Origin of the sequence: Alkalilimnicola ehrlichii MLHE-1 (assembly GCF_000014785.1) — a bacterium.
Lineage (GTDB): Bacteria > Pseudomonadota > Gammaproteobacteria > Nitrococcales > Halorhodospiraceae > Alkalilimnicola > Alkalilimnicola ehrlichii.
In genome coordinates, this window is the sequence record NC_008340.1 from 2,033,566 (window position 1) to 2,050,204 (window position 16,639).

17 protein-coding genes are annotated in these 16,639 nt (G+C 59.2%); 1 reads left to right on the top strand and 16 read right to left on the bottom strand.

Going from position 1 to position 16,639, the window contains the following annotated elements:
- Nucleotides 1–65: 65 nt before the first annotated feature.
- The 7 genes from MLG_RS09070 to MLG_RS09100 form a co-directional block, all read right to left on the bottom strand.
- Entirely contained in the window at nucleotides 66–488 is a 423-nt protein-coding gene (locus MLG_RS09070; protein ID WP_011629518.1) for a GFA family protein, read from the bottom strand.
- Nucleotides 489–577: 89 nt separating this feature from the next.
- Complete coding sequence (locus tag MLG_RS09075; RefSeq protein ID WP_011629519.1) at nucleotides 578–1,033, bottom strand: DUF302 domain-containing protein; 456 nt, start codon at nucleotides 1,031–1,033, stop codon at nucleotides 578–580.
- A 211-nt stretch (nucleotides 1,034–1,244) separates the two neighbouring features.
- Entirely contained in the window at nucleotides 1,245–2,006 is a 762-nt protein-coding gene (msrB, locus tag MLG_RS09080) for a peptide-methionine (R)-S-oxide reductase MsrB (RefSeq protein WP_083761857.1), read from the bottom strand.
- Nucleotides 1,985–2,929, bottom strand: coding sequence for a winged helix-turn-helix domain-containing protein (locus tag MLG_RS15940; RefSeq protein WP_049753554.1), 945 nt, complete (start codon nucleotides 2,927–2,929; stop codon nucleotides 1,985–1,987). Before MLG_RS15940 ends, msrB begins: the two co-directional genes overlap by 22 nt.
- Nucleotides 2,930–3,162: 233 nt before the next feature.
- A complete protein-coding gene (gene tnpC, locus MLG_RS09090) occupies nucleotides 3,163–4,755 on the bottom strand; it encodes an IS66 family transposase (protein ID WP_011629521.1) in 1,593 nt (530 codons plus the stop codon).
- 44 nt (nucleotides 4,756–4,799) lie between these two features.
- Nucleotides 4,800–5,156 carry an IS66 family insertion sequence element accessory protein TnpB gene (gene tnpB / locus MLG_RS09095; RefSeq protein WP_011629522.1) on the bottom strand — a complete coding sequence of 119 codons (357 nt, stop codon included), beginning with the start codon at nucleotides 5,154–5,156 and terminating at the stop codon, nucleotides 4,800–4,802.
- Entirely contained in the window at nucleotides 5,153–5,359 is a 207-nt protein-coding gene (locus MLG_RS09100; protein ID WP_041717971.1) for a hypothetical protein, read from the bottom strand. Before MLG_RS09100 ends, tnpB begins: the two co-directional genes overlap by 4 nt.
- 93 nt (nucleotides 5,360–5,452) lie before the next feature.
- Here MLG_RS09100 and MLG_RS09105 point away from each other — a divergent pair, with 93 nt between their 5' ends.
- A complete protein-coding gene (locus MLG_RS09105; RefSeq protein ID WP_011629523.1) occupies nucleotides 5,453–6,865 on the top strand; it encodes an AsmA family protein in 1,413 nt (470 codons plus the stop codon).
- Between the two features lie 17 nt (nucleotides 6,866–6,882).
- Here the strand turns inward: MLG_RS09105 and MLG_RS09110 are convergent, their stop codons facing one another.
- The 9 genes from MLG_RS09110 to MLG_RS15450 form a co-directional block, all read right to left on the bottom strand.
- Nucleotides 6,883–7,146, bottom strand: coding sequence for a Txe/YoeB family addiction module toxin (locus MLG_RS09110; RefSeq protein WP_011629524.1), 264 nt, complete (start codon nucleotides 7,144–7,146; stop codon nucleotides 6,883–6,885).
- Nucleotides 7,143–7,385, bottom strand: a complete 243-nt coding sequence (locus MLG_RS09115) for a type II toxin-antitoxin system Phd/YefM family antitoxin (RefSeq protein WP_011629525.1) — start codon at nucleotides 7,383–7,385, stop codon at nucleotides 7,143–7,145. The genes MLG_RS09110 and MLG_RS09115 overlap by 4 nt, the downstream gene beginning before the upstream one ends.
- 56 nt (nucleotides 7,386–7,441) lie before the next feature.
- Nucleotides 7,442–7,672 carry a hypothetical protein gene (locus MLG_RS15730; protein ID WP_011629526.1) on the bottom strand — a complete coding sequence of 77 codons (231 nt, stop codon included), beginning with the start codon at nucleotides 7,670–7,672 and terminating at the stop codon, nucleotides 7,442–7,444.
- A gap of 66 nt (nucleotides 7,673–7,738) precedes the next feature.
- Nucleotides 7,739–10,828 carry a type I restriction endonuclease subunit R gene (locus tag MLG_RS09125; RefSeq protein ID WP_011629527.1) on the bottom strand — a complete coding sequence of 1,030 codons (3,090 nt, stop codon included), beginning with the start codon at nucleotides 10,826–10,828 and terminating at the stop codon, nucleotides 7,739–7,741.
- Nucleotides 10,829–10,831: 3 nt separating this feature from the next.
- Entirely contained in the window at nucleotides 10,832–11,443 is a 612-nt protein-coding gene (locus tag MLG_RS09130) for a hypothetical protein (RefSeq protein ID WP_011629528.1), read from the bottom strand.
- Nucleotides 11,440–12,699 (bottom strand): restriction endonuclease subunit S, encoded by a 1,260-nt coding sequence (locus MLG_RS15155; protein WP_011629529.1) that lies wholly within the window; start codon nucleotides 12,697–12,699, stop codon nucleotides 11,440–11,442. Before MLG_RS15155 ends, MLG_RS09130 begins: the two co-directional genes overlap by 4 nt.
- Nucleotides 12,696–14,873: a type I restriction-modification system subunit M gene (locus MLG_RS09135; RefSeq protein WP_011629530.1), complete on the bottom strand. Its 2,178-nt coding sequence runs from the start codon at nucleotides 14,871–14,873 to the stop codon at nucleotides 12,696–12,698. Before MLG_RS09135 ends, MLG_RS15155 begins: the two co-directional genes overlap by 4 nt.
- A 159-nt stretch (nucleotides 14,874–15,032) precedes the next feature.
- Nucleotides 15,033–15,647: a poly-gamma-glutamate hydrolase family protein gene (locus tag MLG_RS15160; RefSeq protein ID WP_011629531.1), complete on the bottom strand. Its 615-nt coding sequence runs from the start codon at nucleotides 15,645–15,647 to the stop codon at nucleotides 15,033–15,035.
- 70 nt (nucleotides 15,648–15,717) lie between these two features.
- Nucleotides 15,718–16,623, bottom strand: coding sequence for a hypothetical protein (locus MLG_RS15450; RefSeq protein WP_156774666.1), 906 nt, complete (start codon nucleotides 16,621–16,623; stop codon nucleotides 15,718–15,720).
- Nucleotides 16,624–16,639: the final 16 nt, after the last annotated feature.

The window sequence follows — 16,639 nt, forward strand, 5'->3', positions numbered from 1 at the left end:
GCCACCTCCCATCGGTGGCCATCCGGGCCATAGAAGTAACCACTAAAAGAGACCTATAACGCCGCTCACTCTCCGGAATACAGCTGAAACACCTCTTTCTCTGTAAGGTTCCTGGTCTTTTCTGCAAATGAATAGAAAGAGGGTTTCTGATCAATAAATATTTGCTCCCGAAACTCCCACACGTCCCTGTCATCGAACAGGCCGACGGGGATCGCATAGTGGTTTTCTTTCTTTAACCGGTAAAACAGGTGGGTACCACACCTCCGACAGAACCCCCGCACCGCCCATTCCGACGAGCTAAACGTGGTTATATGCTCGGTGCCCTCAAACTCCACGTCACTACCGCACTCGGCAGCAAAAAGCGGACCTCCACCCCATGTCCGGCACATCTTGCAGTGACATGCGCCAATGCTTGTACCCTGGGTTCTTGCCTTAACTCGAACCGCACCGCAAAGGCAAGCGCCGCTGTGCTCGATTCCAGATTCCATACCGTTCTCCTACAGCTTCCTCCCGCACCTCGATTCTTCGCCCGGAGGGATCCCCTACTGCGACGGGGGGGGAAACCAGGTGGCGGCCGCTACTGACCAGCCGCCTCGGCTGCAATGCCGTTCAGCGCCTCGACCACCTTGTCCAGCGGAAGGTCACAGCCCTCCAGCCCGTGACGCTCCGCCAGGTACAGCGGATCGTTCCACTCCACCAGGGTGCGGCCCTCATCTTCCCGGATGACCATCTTCTGCGGCAGGTCCAGGGCCACCTGCCCCTGGCACTGCATCATTGGCGTACCCACCTGCGGGTTACCAAAGATGAAGGTCCGGGTCTCGGGCAGGCTCTCGCCCACGCCGCGGGCGTTCTCCGCATGATGGACCACCTGCACCAGGGTCATGCCGCGTGCGTTGAGGGCCGCACGCAGCCGGTCATCAACGGCTTCAATGGCATCGGGGCTTTCGAGTCGCTCCACACCCTGGCCCGCGAACGCGGTCTGAGTCGCGAGGGTCATCACCACGGCCGCAACAAACAGGATTGCGTTTTTCATGTCCGTTCTCCGCTGCGGGCGTTGCTCTAAAGCATCGACCACCTTGGTGCATCTGGCAAACCGACACCGCGATTCCGTTCGAGGGGCGGGAGCGTCCAAGGCTCCGGATCACGAATGCGCCGCAACGCTCTGGACAGCGTCAGGTGGCGTTGACAAGTGCTTCTTTTCGTTATTCTGCAAGCCCTTTACGGGTGATTAACCGGGGCGGGGATCAATCCTTCCCCGGCCGGGCCTCGCTCCCCCAGAGTTGATCCAGGCGCGCATAGCGGCCACATCGGGTCACATAGAACCTGTAGCGCAGCGGATTCTTCTGATAGTAGTTCTGGTGGTACTCCTCGGCCGGGTAGAACGTGCTCCGATCGCAGAATTGTCCGCCGCCGTCGAACGCCTCTTCAACGCACCAGAAGCAACCACCCGCAAACAGGGCCGTGGCCCGTTCCTCGTCGTCAGCGTGGCCCGTTGCCGGCGCGAAACGCAGGGCGAGCCCGTTGTTACACCAGCGCCGGCCCGTGGGCGCGGGGCCGTCTTCGAAAACATGCCCCTGGTGCCCCCGGCAACGGATGCAATGGTATTCCGTGCGCACCATCCAGAGCAGGCGATCCTGCTTCGTGCCCACGTGCCCCGGGAAGGGCTGGTAGAAACTGGGCCAACCGGTGCGGCTGTCGAACTTGGTATCGGAGCTGAACAGCGGCAGATGACACGCCGCGCAGACGTAGGTGCCGTCCTCGTAGCGTTCGTCCAGCGGGCTCGAGAAGGGACGCTCCGTCCCACCGCGGAACAGGATTCTCCAGGCAGCATGGGGGACGTGCGCGCGCCAGAACGCCGGATCATGCGCAAGGGTTCCAAGATCCCATGCGCGTCCAGTCACGCGATGGAACTCGCGCACCTCCAAGCGGCCCATTGCTGCGCCCACCGGTAGTAACAGGCTTGCGCCTGTTCCGAGCGTGAGTATCAGAAAGTCACGACGCTGCATGCCAGTGCTACGCCTTCTTCCGTGTAGATCGTGCCCTCGGCACTGGCAGGTGCCGGCAGCAGCAGGAGAGCAAGCAGCATTCCAGGGAGCAGTTTGAGCCGGGTGGCCATGGTACACCTCTCGTTTCGCAGTAACGTGAAGCTTAAGGTGCACTCTAGCGCCCTTGTGCAAAGGGCGAATAAAGCCAATGTGAAGGGCTTGTAAAGGCAATCAGGAAACGGGCAACTCGATCCAGACACGCGTCCAGCCATCCTCGCTACGCGCACCAACCTGCCCGCCGTGCGCCTCGACCAATTCGCGAACAATCGCCAGCCCGATCCCGGCCCCTCCTGTCTGGCGGGAACGGGCACGTTCAACACGGTAGAAACGCTCGAAGATGTGAGGCAGATCCGCGGTCGGGATCGTCGCGCCGGTGTTGGCAACCTCGATGCGCACCTGATCGCCGCCTCGATCACCGGTCGGGCCAACTCCAGCTCGCGGGCAACCAGAGCGACCAGGTCGACGTCGGCCACCAGCTTGCGCCGGAGCTTGCCAATGTGCACATCGATGACCCGGTCAATCACGTCGGGTTCGTCATCGTACCAGTGTGCGATCAGGGCCTCACGGGTCTGCACACGCCCGGGCGCGCTCATCAGGGCCTGCAGCAGCCGGAATTCGATCAGTGTCAGCTTGATCTCCTCTCCGTCACGGCTAACCCGGTAACGCTCCGGATCCAGCTCAAGCCCCCCGACGCAAAGAGCCGCCGATGGCCCCTCCCTGGACCCGGCCTCGTAACGCCTGAGTATGGCCCGGACCCGCTCAACCAGCTCGCGCGGCGAGAACGGTTTGACGACATAGTCATCGGCGCCAGCCGTAAACCCCGCCACCCGGTCGATCTCATCCTTTTGCGCCGAAAGAAAATGCGGCACCGGCAGGACCAGCACAGGCGGACCTTCTTCCTTTGGATCCTCATTCCCCAAACAATAGCCGCACTTCCGAGCGACCTGCTGCGGAAAACTCTTCCGCATGCCTGCGCGCGTTGCGCTGCTACACTCGAAGCCATCATTCCGGGTTATCGGCTCCTGACCGGGAGGCCCATGCACATGCCGTTCACGTCGCGTTCCCCGTTGCGTTTCCTGTGTAAGCGGTCCACCCCGCCCACCTACCGGCCTTAGTCTCAGGCCTGTATGGTCTTACCCCAGTTCCAGGGCAGCAGAGCGTGAACCGCCTGGTTGGTGTCCGCAGCCGGCAGGCGGGTGAGGACATCTTCCAGATACTCGTAGGGCTCCAGCCCGTTGGCCTTGGCCGTCTCTATCACGCTGTAGATCATCGCGCTGGCCGCCGCGCCCTGGGTGGTGTGACTGAATAGCCAGTTCTTTCGGCCCACCACGAAGGGTCGGATGGCGTTCTCCGCCGGATTGTTATCCAGCGGGATGCGCCCATCATCGAGAAAGCGGGTCAGCCGGGACCACTGGCCCTGAAGATAGCGCAGCGCTTTGCCGATGGCGGTCTTCGGCGGCACCTGGGTGATGGACTTCTCCAGCCAGCGCTGGAGTTTGTCGATCAGCGGCCGGCTCTGGCGCTGACGCAGCACCAGACGAGCCTCCGGGTCCAGGGTTTTGCCTTCGCGCTCGACGCGGTAAAGCTTGCCGATCAGGCTCAGCGCCCAGTCGGCCTTGCCGGTCTTGCCCTTGGGCTGGACCTTCTGGGCCTCGACAAACTTCCGCCGGGCATGCGCCCAGCAGCCGGCATGGGTGATGCCATTCTCCCGCACCACCTGGGCATAGCCCTCGTAGCCGTCGGTGACCAGCACGCCGGCATAGTCGCCGAGCAGGCGCTGGGGGACCCGGCCGGAGCGGCTGGTGTCGTAGTCGTAGCGCACCACCTGCTCACCGGGCGGGCCACCGCGCTGGACCCACATGTAGGAGGTGCTGGAGGCCGTTCGCCCCGGCTCGGTGTTCACCTGGACCGTGGTCTCATCCATGTGGATGAGCGGCTGGGCCAGTAGATGGTCCTGCAGGGCCTGCCCCAGCGGGGTGAGCAGCTCGCCGATGCCCACCATCCAGCGCGCCAGGGTGTTACGCGGCAGCGGGATGCCCTTGCGCTCGAAGCCCTTGGCCTGGCGGTAGAGCGGCAGGCCGAATTCGTACTTGGCGGTGGCGATGTAGGCCAGCAATCCGGGGCTGGCCATGCTCCGGGGCAGCGGTTGCGGCGGCATGCTTGCGGTGTGCACGCCTTCTTCGCAGCATCTGCAGGCGTACTTGCGCCGGATGTGGCGGCGGACCTGCACCCGGGCGGGGATGACATCCAGTTGCTCGGTGACCTCTTCACCGATGCAGGTCAGCTCGCTGCCGTCATGCGGGCAGTAGCGCTGTGCCTCGGGGATATCGTGCACCACCTCGACCCGCGGCAGTTCCGCGGGCAGCCGCACGCGGCCGCCACGGTTCCGGCGCTTGGCCGGCACGCTCGGGGCCGTCTCGCCGGCTTGAGCGGCCTCTGCCTCCGGTTCGGTGACCGGTGCATCGGCATACTGCTCGGCCTCGTCGAACTGCAGTTGCTGCTGATCGACGTGGTAGCGTTCGGTGGAGGGGCCGAAGCGGCTGTCGAGCAGCAGCCGGATCTGCTCGAACATGGAGCGCTCGCGGGCAGCCCAGTGGGCCTCCTTGGTGGCCAACAGGGCGTCTGTTTCGGCGAGCTTTTTCTCCAGCTCAGCGACCTGCCGCTGTAGGCGGGAGACATCCCTATATGGTTGAATGGCCGCTGATTTCATGGACCGATTATAGCAGAATCAGGCCCCCTCCAAAAGCAAAAAGATCAACCAACGGCCTGATAATGCAACGCTTTATGGGGGCGCATCAGCGCGATGTCGTACCCATCCAGCAGCCAGTTCAGTTCCTGCCCGGAAAGGGTCAGGGTGTCGCCCTGCAGCCGAGCCGGCCACTTGAACCGCTCCTGCTCCAGGCGCTTGTACCAGAGCACGAAGCCATTGCGCTCCCAGGCGAGGATTTTGACCTTGTCGCGCTGGCGGTTGCAGAAGACGAACACCGCCTGCTCGAATGGATTGAGCGCCATCGCCTCCTGGACGAGCAGGGAAAGGCCATCGATGGATTTGCGCATATCCACCGGCTCGCGACAGAGATAGACATTGACCTGGGTATCGGGCCGGATCATGGCTGCACCGCCACGGCCACAAACCGGGCCGGCCGGTGGCGCTGCGGCACCGCAATGCCGAGCGCTGCCAGGTGACGCTCCCAGCCCAAAAGCTCGGCGAGGCTCAAATCCTGCGCCTGGGCATAATCGCTCAGCGACAGGCCGCAAGCGTGCGCGTGATGCAGATACCCCAACCAACGGGCGCGCGCTGGTGACAACCACATGGAACTGACCTCCTCATCTGGATTCGATGGGAGCAGTTTCCCGAATCAGCTCCGGGCGCAACAGATGGGGTTTGTGGATCGCTTACTTTCCTGTTGTATCTAGCCGGGGTGCTGGTGGCGGTGCTGGTGCTGGCTGGGGTCGCGCTGGCACTGCTGTGGCCGGGGGAGCGGCTGGGCGAGCAGATAGCCGGCGAGATGGAGGCGCAGCTGGGGGTGCCGGTGAGCATCGAGGGCGATGCCACGCTGCGTCTATGGCCGGGGCCGGCCGTGCGCGTGAGCGACGTTTTGCTCGGGCCGGAACCCGACGCGGATCCGGTGGGGCATCTGGCAGCGGCGCGCCTGTCAGTGCGCTGGCTGCCGTTGCTGCGTGGCCGTCTGGAGCCGGGCACGTTGCTGCTGGATACCCCGGTGCTGAATCTGGAGCGGGATGCGGCCGGCGCGCTGAACGTCGATTGGCGGCAGGCGGAAGACGCCGACGGCCGCGCGCTGGCTCTCGACCTGCGCATCCGTGGAGGCGAATTGCACTGGCGTGACGAGGGCCAGGACCAGACGGTGACGGTCCGCGGCCTTGAGGTGGATGCGCCTGCAACGGAATGGCGGGTGGCGGCGGATGATGCGCAACCGCTGACGCGGCTGGCCCTGGGAGCCAATGTGTCGGCGGAGCGCGTCGAGGTGGGCGTGCTGGGGTTTGACGACGTGGCCTTCGGACTGAGCGCGCGCGACGGCGTCATCCGCACCGAGGACTGGGAGATGACCCTGTTCGGCAGCCGCGGCACCGGCGAGGCCGAGGCGGATTTCACCGAGGCGCCGCCGCACTGGGTGCTGAACGTGGCGTTCGGTGATCTGCAGCTGGAGTCCTTCCCGGAGGCTTGGTTGCCAGCCGGGGCCGCTTCCGGCAGTGCGGAGCTGACCGCGTCCTTGACCAGCCAGGGCGAGGACGCGCAGGCGCTGCTGCGCCACCTGCATGGCGAGGTGGTGCTGAGCGGACACGATCTGCTCATCCGCGGGGTGGATCTGGACGAGGAACTGGCGGCCTACGAGCGGACCCAGCGCTTCAGCCTGGTGGATGCGGCAGCGGTGGTGCTGGTCGGTCCGGGGTGGCTGGCGGCCACCAAGGGCACCGACTTCGCACGGCTGGCGGGGCGTGCCAACGGCGAGACCGAGATCGTGCAGCTGCTTTCGGCCTGGCAGATAGAGAATGGCGTGGCGCACTCACGGGACGTGGCATTGGCCACGCCCCGCAACCGCCTGGCCGCGCAGGCCGCACTGGAACTGCCCGAGCGCCGGATCCGCGAGGCCGAGGTGGCCGTGGTCGATGGCGACGGCTGTGCGCTGATGCGCCAGGAGGTGCATGGCAGCTTCGATGCGCCGGAGATCGAGGAGCCGCACTTCCTGGAGGTGCTGCTCGGCGCCCCGCTGGACCTGCTGAAACGCGGGCTGGATGCCCTATCCATCAGCCCGGAGGACTGCGAGGTCTTCTACGAAGGCGACGTTGCCGCGCCATGAGCGCGGCTGGTTATGCATTATTCGTAGTGGCTCCAGAGCCTCAGAACTTTTACCACCCGATCTTCTTCCAATACTTGGTAGACCAGACGATGCTGAATATTGATGCGGCGCGAATAGGCCCCCGCGAGATCCCCAATGAGTTTCTCGAACGGAGGCGGCTTGCGGTAAGGGTCCTCTGAAATCAGCGCCAACAATTCCTGGGCTTTTGGTTTGAGGCCGCTAGAGGCCAGTTTCTTTGCATCTTTCTGGGCTTGCTTGGTGTAAACCAACTTCCATGTCACCAGTCCATCTCCTCATCGCATTCGTCCACAGGGGTATCCATCCCCTCACGAATAGACTCCCTCATGCCCGGTACGGAGAGCAGATAAAGTGTTTCCTGAATCGCAGACCAGTCTTCCTCGGAAACCAAGACGGCTTTGTTCCGCTTACCCGTGATGACGATTGGTTGGTGGGACTCGGCGGTCTCGTCAATCAACCGATAAAGGTTGCTGCGCGCCTCAGTTGCTGTGATTCCGGTCATGACGCACCTCTTGCGTGTTCAACTTTTCACCAAGTGTACGCCTTTGGGTACGTACGTCAAGACGAACGTACTGCATAACGCCCGGCCCCCAGCAGGTCAACCAGATCGGTGTGGCCACGGCCCCGCTGCACGTCCGGCACCCAGTGCAGGTAGCGCATGGTCGAGTGCAGATCCTTATGCCCCTTGCCTTGCTCGATGCGAAGCTGAGAGCGCTCGCCGTCAATGTCCGTGACCCGCACCGCGACCAGCTCACTGACCCGTAACCCCTTCGCTCTAACGCCAGCCATCAGTTGCGCGACGCAAGGAGCGTCAACTGCATGGCATTGTTATACGCTTTCTGCACCCCAAAACGCCTATCCGCCGCCGGTGCGCTTTTCCTCACGCACTCGCTTAAAAATCTCCTCGGCAAGGTGCTCATGGGCTGCTGAACGAAACTCCTTGTCGGTCATCACACGCGAAAATATGTCTTCGTTGTTTTCCATTCGGTCAATGAACAGTTCATCCAGCATTCGCTCCAGAAATGCGGAGAAGTTTGGCAGGTTGTTTGCCCTTGCCGCTTCAACGATTTTTTCATTTTCCTCGGCGCTCGCGGTGATCTGATCAAAGAACAGTTGGTCGGCTTCGGTAAAGTCTGTGCCAAAACGTTCGTTTAGCTTTTCGACCAGTGATGATAGCGGCACGGCTTCCTCCTTCACGCCACTAGTGCCGACATCGGTGGGCCCTTTCAGAGGGTAGGCCTCGCCCGTGCCCAGGTCGATGGAGCCCTCCGTCATTTGTTGCAGGCGGAAATAGCGCAAGGCCACTTCGTCGTCGAGTGCGAAGGCCTGACCATCGCCAGGAGGGGGAAGCTTGGAAAGTAAGTTGCGGACGAAGGCGTAAAATTTTTCCAGTTCGCTGTCCTGATACGGAATGATCTGAGATAGAAAAGCGTAGAGATTACGGTAGGCGGTCAACTGGCCGCGAAACTCTTCTTGCTCCGCTTCCTCCCTGTCACTGAAGCGCGCAACCACCGCATCTAACACTGCATTCATTACCCGGTGGTCGGAAGCAGAGTGATCCCGTTTGCTCCGATACCATACATCCGCGAAAGCATTGACATCATCGGGCGCAAAGATGGCCCAACCCATAAGTTTGTGTTGCAGCTCGGACAACTGGTGCGGATCGGCATTCTCGCCGACAGGTGTAGCCTCGTAGTAGGGCTTGAAGGACTGATAGATATCGTCTTCCTCGTTGGCGAAGTCCAGCACGAAGGTACGGGCCTTGCCCGGTGCCACACGATTGAGGCGAGACAGGGTCTGCACTGCCTGGACACCGGCCAGGCGTTTGACTACATACATGGTCTGCAGCAGCGGCTGGTCGAAACCGGTCTGGTATTTCTCCGCGACCAGCAGCACACGGTAATCCTCGCGCTCGAAGGTTTCCGGCAGCTCGCTTTCCGCCAGACCGTCATTCATCGCGACCTCGGTGTAAGCGGAACCGGGGTCGTCTGGATCTTCAACGCTACCGGAGAAAGCGACCAGCGAGCGTATGCCGCCATAGCCGTTGTCCTTGATATAGCGGTCAAAGGCCAATTTGTATTTCACCGCAGCCAGCCGCGATCCAGTCACTACCATGGCTTTGGCACGCCCGCCCATTTCGCTCATCACATACAACCGGAAGTGCTCGACGATCACCGAGACCACCTGCTCGATATTGACCGGGTGCAATTCCAGGTAGCGGCTCAGGGCCTTGGCGGCTTTCTTGCGCGGTACTTCCGGGTCGTTCTCAACCTGCTTGATCAGGCCGAAGAAGCGCTTGTAGGTGGTGTAGTTCTGCAGCACGTCCATGATGAAGCCTTCTTCGATGGCCTGACGCATGGAGTATTCGTGAAACGGAGAGCTGCCGGAGGGGCCCGGTTCATCGAAAAGGGCCTTGGTCTTGAATTTCGGCGTGGCGGTAAAGGCAAAGAAACTAAGGTTTGGTTGCCGTGCCCGCTTCAGCGAATCGCGAAGAATAGCGGCCTTGGCTTCATCCGACAGCGCATCGTCTTCCTCATCCGACAACTGGGCGGCTATGGCCGCCTCGATGCCATCCTTGTTCAGCATGCCCCGCAATTCAGAAGCTGTCTCGCCGCTCTGGGAGGAATGCGCCTCGTCCACAATCACAGCAAAACGCTTGCCGGCGGTGCTGATTTTCACCCCTGTGCCCTTTTTCTCCAGCGTAGAAAGGGCCTGGGAAATGAAGGGGAATTTCTGCAAGGTGGTGATAATGATCGGCGTGCCGCCGGACAGGGCCTGAGCCAATTGCTGGGTGTTCTCGTCGATCTTCTCCACCACCCCGGTCTTGTGCTCGAACTGGTAGATGGTGTTCTGCAACTGCTGGTCCAGCACGCGCCGGTCAGTGACCACCACCACCGAGTGGAACACCTTCTGATCCTCGGCATCGTGCAGGCTGGCCAGCCGGTGCGCCAGCCAGGCGATGGAATTGGACTTGCCGGAACCGGCCGAGTGCTGGACCAGATAATTGTGCCCCGAGCCATTGGCCCGTGCATGGACCACCAGCCTGCGCACCGCGTCGAGCTGGTGATAGCGGGGGAAGATCATGGTTTCCTTGCGGATGGTGCGCACGCCCTTGTCGGTCTTGACCTGCCGCTCCTTCACCTCCAGGTGCATGAAGCGTTGCAGGATGTCCATCAGGCTGTCCTTCTCCAGCACCTCATCCCACAGGTAGTGGGTCTTCCAGTTGTTCTCCACTGGTGGATTGCCTGCGCCATGATCATGCCCGCGGTTGAAGGGCAGAAAGACGGTATCCTTGCCCTTCAGGCGCGTGGTCATCCATGCCTCGTCCGGGTCCACGGCAAAATGCACCAAGGCGCGCTTTTTGAACGCAAACAACAGGTCGCGTTCATCGCGGTCCTGCTTGTATTGCTTGACCGCATCTGCCGCCCGCTGGCCGGTGAGCGAGTTTTTCAATTCTGCGGTGACCACCGGCAGGCCGTTCAAGCTCAGAGTGACATCGATAATGCAGCGGCGGTTTTTGGTTGATTTTGGACCATCGGCCTTCTTCATCACCGAAGTAAAAGCCACCTGCCGGGTGACCGTTAGCCGGTTCAGTGCGTAGGCGGCCGCCGCCTCCGGGTTCATGCCGGAATTGGGCCGGAAATGCGCCAGCCGGAAGGTCTTGCCGTAACATTTGAAGCCGTAGCGCAGCACATGCAGGGTGCCCTTGATCTCCAACTCCTTGGCCAGGCTGTGCAGCACCGTGGCGCGAGTCTTTTCGCCCAGCAAGGCTTCCAGTTGGCCCCACTTGGCCGCTTGGCTGTCCTGCAAAAAACCGGTGACATCCTCTGGGAATATCGCCAACGCCTCGTCGTAGGCTGAGGCATTGCGTTTCTCATAGCCGCCCGCACTGGTCAGGCTGGCTTCTATGGCGGTTTCAAAAGCGAGTTCGGAGTGGCCAGCCATGGATCAAATCTCCTGTATCGAGGTGTTCTGCAACTCGGCCAGCGCCTGGCCGTGCACCTCGTCAAAATGGTAATAGCGTATGGATGGATCAGCGCGGAGTTGCCGATTGGGTTCCAGATAGGCGTCTGGGTTGTCATTCTCGGCAAAGACGAATTTGCGAAGATGAATTCGGCGCTTGTCACCGGTGTAATGCTCGATGGTGCGCTTGAGGCTGTGGACCCAACAGGCACCCGCCCTGAGCTGAGGGACAATCTTTTCAGCAGTCAAACTCTTGGATTTGAACTCGATACAGTCCGCGTAAAACCTTTGGCCGTTCACATAGAAAATAACGAAGTCGCAGCGCTTTGACCAAGGCTTAGCTGTATCGTCTAGAAAGTGGAAAAGAGGCGGTTTACTCTTTTTCCGCTGCAACTCAACCTGATCATGGTCCAACTTGAAAGCCAATCCCGGCCCCGGCAAAAGAAGCTGTATTTTCCTTGTTTTCGCGCGGGTCCCTGTTGGAGGAAAATACTTTTCTTTCAGGATGACTTCACCTCCCACGCCATCATGCATCACATATCGACTATTTACATAGGCCTTCAGGTGCTCGAAATAGGTGGAGGCTGCCAACGTCATTGCAGACCTCCGATTTGGCCAGTGACGGCAGCGGTAATTAGTGCAGAGCGATATTCTTCTAGCTTCTGGACACTACGCTTTACTTCATCTGCAGCGAAGCGATTCTCTCGATCTACACGTGAACAATAGTCGGCAATCTCAGTTTGCTCATCTAGAAAGGGAATTGGTAACACAAACGCACCAAGCGCTTCTCGATTTACTTTAGGCATCGCAACGCGAAGTGACTCAAGCTCGGCATAAGCCGTAAACGCATCAGTTAGAAGAAAATAAAATAAGTACCGACGTTCAAAATACTTCCCGGGGTCAATAGCGTACATATCTGCACTGCAAAGACACACTGAATCAAATAACGCAACCTTTCTGAGTGCAGGGCGAATCTTTGAGTATAGAACAGAGCCCTCAGAGCAGAAGTATTTCCCGCTAATTGCTCCCTGTTCCTCGGCACTAGGGACATCGTATAGTCGTCCAGTACCGCTTTCTATATAGTCGGGAGCAATTAAAGGCATATCTGTATACTCAGGCTCGCGAGGATCGACTTGCCCACTTTGTACTTGGCATCTCCATTTGAATGGAACCAGATCCCAATGCGCAGGAATATCACCCAGCCAGTCGATGCCGGAGGGTTTCATGGGGGCTTCGGGGTTAAGGCCCTTGGTGACGGCGCGGGTGATCAGGGCCTGGCGCTTTTCCGCCAGCCGGTCCAACAGGGCGCGCTTTTTCTCGATCAGGCCATCGATGCGGGCGGTCTTCTCATCCAGAAACTGCGCGATGCGGCGCTGGGTTTCGAGGGGTGGGAGCGGCATTTCGATAGTGACCAGCTCACTAGCGTTAATCGCCGGATAGCTGACCCCGACCGAGCGCGAAACAACCTCCGATACAAACGGCTCAGATTTCGCGGCCCAACCGAGGTATCCACTATCGACTTCTTCCCTGTCTGGTCGAACAACACAAAAACCTGTCGAAGCAATCAGGTCTGGCGAAGCTTCGTCAACCTTGGCAATGGCCCTGAGGTAAGTCCGAACTGTAGAAATCAATATGTCGCCGCTTCGCACTTTACGACGAGCACGAGAGGGAGCCTTCCCGAAAGTAATACGCTCTACCTGCTCAACTCCACGAGATAGGGAAACACCTGAGATCTCAACGTAGTCGATCTCGGCCTCTTCATCAGTGCTTTCTGGTAAGACCTCATCATTATAGGTAGCTAGGTATTTGAGGCGCTTGCTTGACCATGTCGCTGGAAGTGTTACGTCAATCATCCCACCAATCCCCTTAAAAGCCCGGCAATTTCCCCTTCCAGTTCGGTAATCTCCTGCTCGATCTCGTCCAGCGGACGCGGTGGCTTGTAGACGTAGAAATGCCGGTTGATCGGGATTTCATAACCCACCTTGGTCTTGCTGTAGTCCACCCAGGCATCATCCACATGGGGCAGCACCTCGCGGGCCATGTAGGCGTCGATCTCGGCCCGGAAGGCGGTCACCAGCTTGTCATTGGGTTTGTCCGGGCCGAACTGCATTGGCAGGGGCAGTTGGGTGCCCTCGGGCAAGGGGATGTTCTCGGTGTCGCGCAGTTCGCTGTCAGGCTCCGGTCTGCCCTTGCTGTCGCGGCAAATTTCGGCATCGGGGTCGCGCTCGCCCAGAGCGTTGAAGATGGCCTTTTTGATCGGTACCGGGAGTTTGAGGCTAGCCACCTTGGCAGCGGCGTTCAGATCCGCTTCGAAAACGGCGCGGTCGGTGTACTGCCCCTTGGGTGCTAGGCTCGCCAACAGAGCGCGAATCGCCTCCTGCTGCTTTTGCCCTTCCGCGATCTCCTTGGCAGCCGCAGCCTCATTCTTGCGTTTTTTCGAGGTGGCCAGGTTGGCAAAGGCGGTCTGCTCATCCAGCCGGGCAATGCGCTCCGGCGAAGCTTCGAAGTTCATGCGCAGGGGGCGCTCCACCGTCACCTTGAGAAAGCCGAACTCGCGGTTCTCGAAAATGCGGGAGACCACACGGGTTTCGGTGTCGCCGTTGATTCTTACCTCGGCGGTTTCACCGTCCCGGTTGTTACCGTAGAGTCGGGTCAGATCGCGGATCTGGTCTTCGGTGACCTCGTTACGCTTGTTGTTGAGGCTTTTCTTCATGCGCTGGAAAAAGCGTGTGCCGTCGATTAGTTGCACCTTGCCGCGCCGCTCCGGGGCCTTGCGGTTGGTCACCAGCCAGACATAGGTGAAAATACCGGTGTTGTAGAAAAGCTGGTCGGGCAGCGCGACGATGGCATCGAGCCAGTCGTTTTCGATAATCCAGCGGCGGATATTCGACGGCCCGGAACCGGCATCACCGGAAAATAGCGGCGAGCCATTGAAGACGATGGCGATCTTGGAACCGACGGAGTCGTCATCCCCCTCTTTGTAGGGGTGCATCTTGGCGATCATGTGCTGCAGGAACAGCAGGGAGCCGTCATTGATGGCGGGCAGGCCGGCGCCGAATCGTCCGGCAAAGCCCATCTCCTTGTGTTCTTTCTCGACGACGGTTTTCTGGTCTTTCCACTCCACACCAAAGGGCGGATTAGCCAGCAGGTAGTGAAACTGCTTGCCCTCGAAGCCGTCGCGGGTCTTGCCGTCGCCCAGGGTATCGCCCAGCACGATGCTGCTGGTGTCTTCATCCTTGATCAGCATGTCCGAACAGCAGATGGCCCAGGACTCGTCGTTGTACTCCTGACCGAACAGCGCCAAGTTAGCCTGACTGTTCTGGTCGAGGATGAATTTCTCCGATTCCGACAGCATGCCGCCCGTACCGCAGGCCGGGTCGTAAATAGTGCGGTAGATGCCCGGCGTGTAAACATCCTGTTCGCCGGTGTAGACCAGATTGGCCATCAGGCGGATGACTTCGCGCGGGGTGAAGTGGTCCCCGGCCTCTTCGTTGGCCTGCTCATTGAAGCGCATCACCAGATGCTCGAACAGGTAGCCCATTTGCAGGTTGTCGATGCGGTCCGGGTGCAGGTCCACTTCTGACATCGCCTTGACGATGGTAAACAGCCGGTTGCTGGCGTCGAGTTTTTCGATCTGGTCAGTGAATTTAAAACGCTCGAAGATGGCCCGAGCCGTAGGCGAGAAACCGTTGATATAGGCGACAAGGTTAGGCGCAATGTTCTCCGAATCCCCCAACAATTTCTCGAAGATGAACGGACTGGTGTTGTAGAGAGGGTGGGTTCGGTCAGGATCGGCCGCCTTGCCCAACAGCTTCTCCATGGCATTTTCCGGCATACCTTGAGCGGACAGCTTTTCGTATTGCTTCAGCACCGCTTCTTTGGTGGGCTCCAGCACACAATCCAGTCGCCGCAGCACGACCATAGGCAGCATGACCAAGCGGTACTGAGGGGGGCGGTAAGGGCCGCGAAGGCGGTTGGCGATTTCCCAGATGTGGCTTTTGAGCTGGTCGTGCAACTGCAAGTTCATTTAGTTGATTATCCTTTTGATATTAGTGCGTGTTTCTGTAGATAATGTTCTCAGGTGAAGCGGTATTGTGAGTGCGTATAACGCAAAGGTAACCGGCGCCGGAGCGCCAGCGGGGGGAACCAAAAGCGGAACGCTTTTGGCGTCCGGTTGACCGCTTGGTTAGAGCAGGCCTGCACGAATCAGCCCCTGACGAACGGCATCGACAAATTTATAGAACACGTCAGTCTGGCGTGCTCTTCCAGCTTTATTGAGAGACTCAAAGAGAGTGCTTCTCAAGCCGCGGGAGAGCTCTAATTGAACACCAGCTCCGCTCGTTCCGCGATTACAGATATTCGCTCGTGATGTCCCTTGAAGATTCGGGTTTTCATGCTTGCGCACGGTAAAACCGGCCTCTGCAAGTGCTTCGCTTATTTGAGAGCGCAGCAGCGCATCGGCACCGCCAGCAAATACCGTTTCCCCTGGGCTGTTTTCACCATGTATTGCTACAGCAGTGCGAGACCGCGCGACTACTTCGACACAACGAGGTTCATCGAAATTCGTACTGGTTATATGCAAGTCCCGGTTCTTGGCTACCTTAGTACCCTCAAAAATTGCGAAACTAAACTGCTCGCCTGCAATAGCAAAGGCCAACTCTGATGTGCCTGGCTCAATTGCACCACCATGCGGGGCAATCACAGCTACCGCTGCTTCGTCTCGCACCGCCACCTGAACGCGAAAATCGCGCCCTTCAGTTTGCTCAGCTTTAAGTGCTTTAAAATTTGAGTATCTGTCCATCAATTCGCTCTAACGCTCAACTAAGCCGCTGGGCGGAGCGTAGCGTAGCCCAGTCGGCTTGAGTGTTATGTTAGCGATTCGACATAACACGATAGAACTCTCTCACTGCACTTGCGAACGCGGAGCGTTCCCTAAGCAGTCGCACATACGTCGGCAGATTAAATCCGATAACGGGAGAGAGCAGATTGCCACGAATGCTGCCGGCCAGCATGGATATTGGCCCGCTCAACTTCTCCGCACAGTCAATAAATTGTTGGCATTCCTGTACGTTCACTTGATTATGGAACTCTTGGATGTAATTGGGATTATTCACATCGACTATTGGTACATGAATCCACATCTTTCTCCCGATCTCCTCAAGAGCCTGCACTGCCTCATCAAAGGCATCCGGCATTCCCCAGCCCGAACATAGTATTGTGTAGTTCCTTCCCTTTATTCGATGAACTTGTACCGTGGCCTGCGACAGTTGCTCTCTCGCTGATAGGAATTCTCTAGTCTGGCTCAGGGCCCAGTCCACCTTAAATTTTGCCTCACGAGCGTTACTCCCTCTTTGGACCTCATTCACCGCTTCAACGAGGGACTCTACGAAGAGCTGCGCATCAGTTACAAGTTGGTTGGTTGTTCCAAAAAAATGCTCGATTTCGCCCGCTGTCTGGGTTCTAAGCTGCGCCTGTTGCTGCTGCTTCCAGCTCACGGTTGCCGTATGAAATGCCACCACAAAGCCACCAAGAGTTACCGCTGCGGTGGCAAGTCCTACTTTGTAAGCCTCCGGCTGTCCGTTGAACCACAATACCAACTCGCCAGGGGAAAATGGCTCTACACCGAGCACAGTCTCCGCCCCTACGTATAGTGATATCGCCAGCGCTAGTGCACCCAATGCAGTGCCGAAAAGAAAGTGCACCAACATCCCAATCGAAATGAACGCGTAGAACGCTGGAACGGCCACTTGAGGTGGAATGCGCTGGAATATCTTCATACGTCTCCCAGACTCG

Bases quoted from the DNA above. Each gene is read 5' to 3' on its own strand.
- MLG_RS09070 (WP_011629518.1), bottom strand. From the start codon at position 488: ATGGAATCTGGAATCGAGCACAGCGGCGCTTGCCTTTGCGGTGCGGTT.
- MLG_RS09075 (WP_011629519.1), bottom strand. From the start codon at position 1,033: ATGAAAAACGCAATCCTGTTTGTTGCGGCCGTGGTGATGACCCTCGCG.
- msrB (WP_083761857.1), bottom strand. From the start codon at position 2,006: ATGCAGCGTCGTGACTTTCTGATACTCACGCTCGGAACAGGCGCAAGC.
- tnpC (WP_011629521.1), bottom strand. From the start codon at position 4,755: ATGAAATCAGCGGCCATTCAACCATATAGGGATGTCTCCCGCCTACAG.
- tnpB (WP_011629522.1), bottom strand. From the start codon at position 5,156: ATGATCCGGCCCGATACCCAGGTCAATGTCTATCTCTGTCGCGAGCCG.
- MLG_RS09100 (WP_041717971.1), bottom strand. From the start codon at position 5,359: ATGTGGTTGTCACCAGCGCGCGCCCGTTGGTTGGGGTATCTGCATCAC.
- MLG_RS09115 (WP_011629525.1), bottom strand. From the start codon at position 7,385: ATGACCGGAATCACAGCAACTGAGGCGCGCAGCAACCTTTATCGGTTG.
- MLG_RS15730 (WP_011629526.1), bottom strand. From the start codon at position 7,672: ATGGCTGGCGTTAGAGCGAAGGGGTTACGGGTCAGTGAGCTGGTCGCG.
- MLG_RS09125 (WP_011629527.1), bottom strand. From the start codon at position 10,828: ATGGCTGGCCACTCCGAACTCGCTTTTGAAACCGCCATAGAAGCCAGC.
- MLG_RS09130 (WP_011629528.1), bottom strand. From the start codon at position 11,443: ATGACGTTGGCAGCCTCCACCTATTTCGAGCACCTGAAGGCCTATGTA.
- MLG_RS15155 (WP_011629529.1), bottom strand. From the start codon at position 12,699: ATGATTGACGTAACACTTCCAGCGACATGGTCAAGCAAGCGCCTCAAA.
- MLG_RS09135 (WP_011629530.1), bottom strand. From the start codon at position 14,873: ATGAACTTGCAGTTGCACGACCAGCTCAAAAGCCACATCTGGGAAATC.
- MLG_RS15160 (WP_011629531.1), bottom strand. From the start codon at position 15,647: ATGGACAGATACTCAAATTTTAAAGCACTTAAAGCTGAGCAAACTGAA.
- MLG_RS15450 (WP_156774666.1), bottom strand. From the start codon at position 16,623: ATGAAGATATTCCAGCGCATTCCACCTCAAGTGGCCGTTCCAGCGTTC.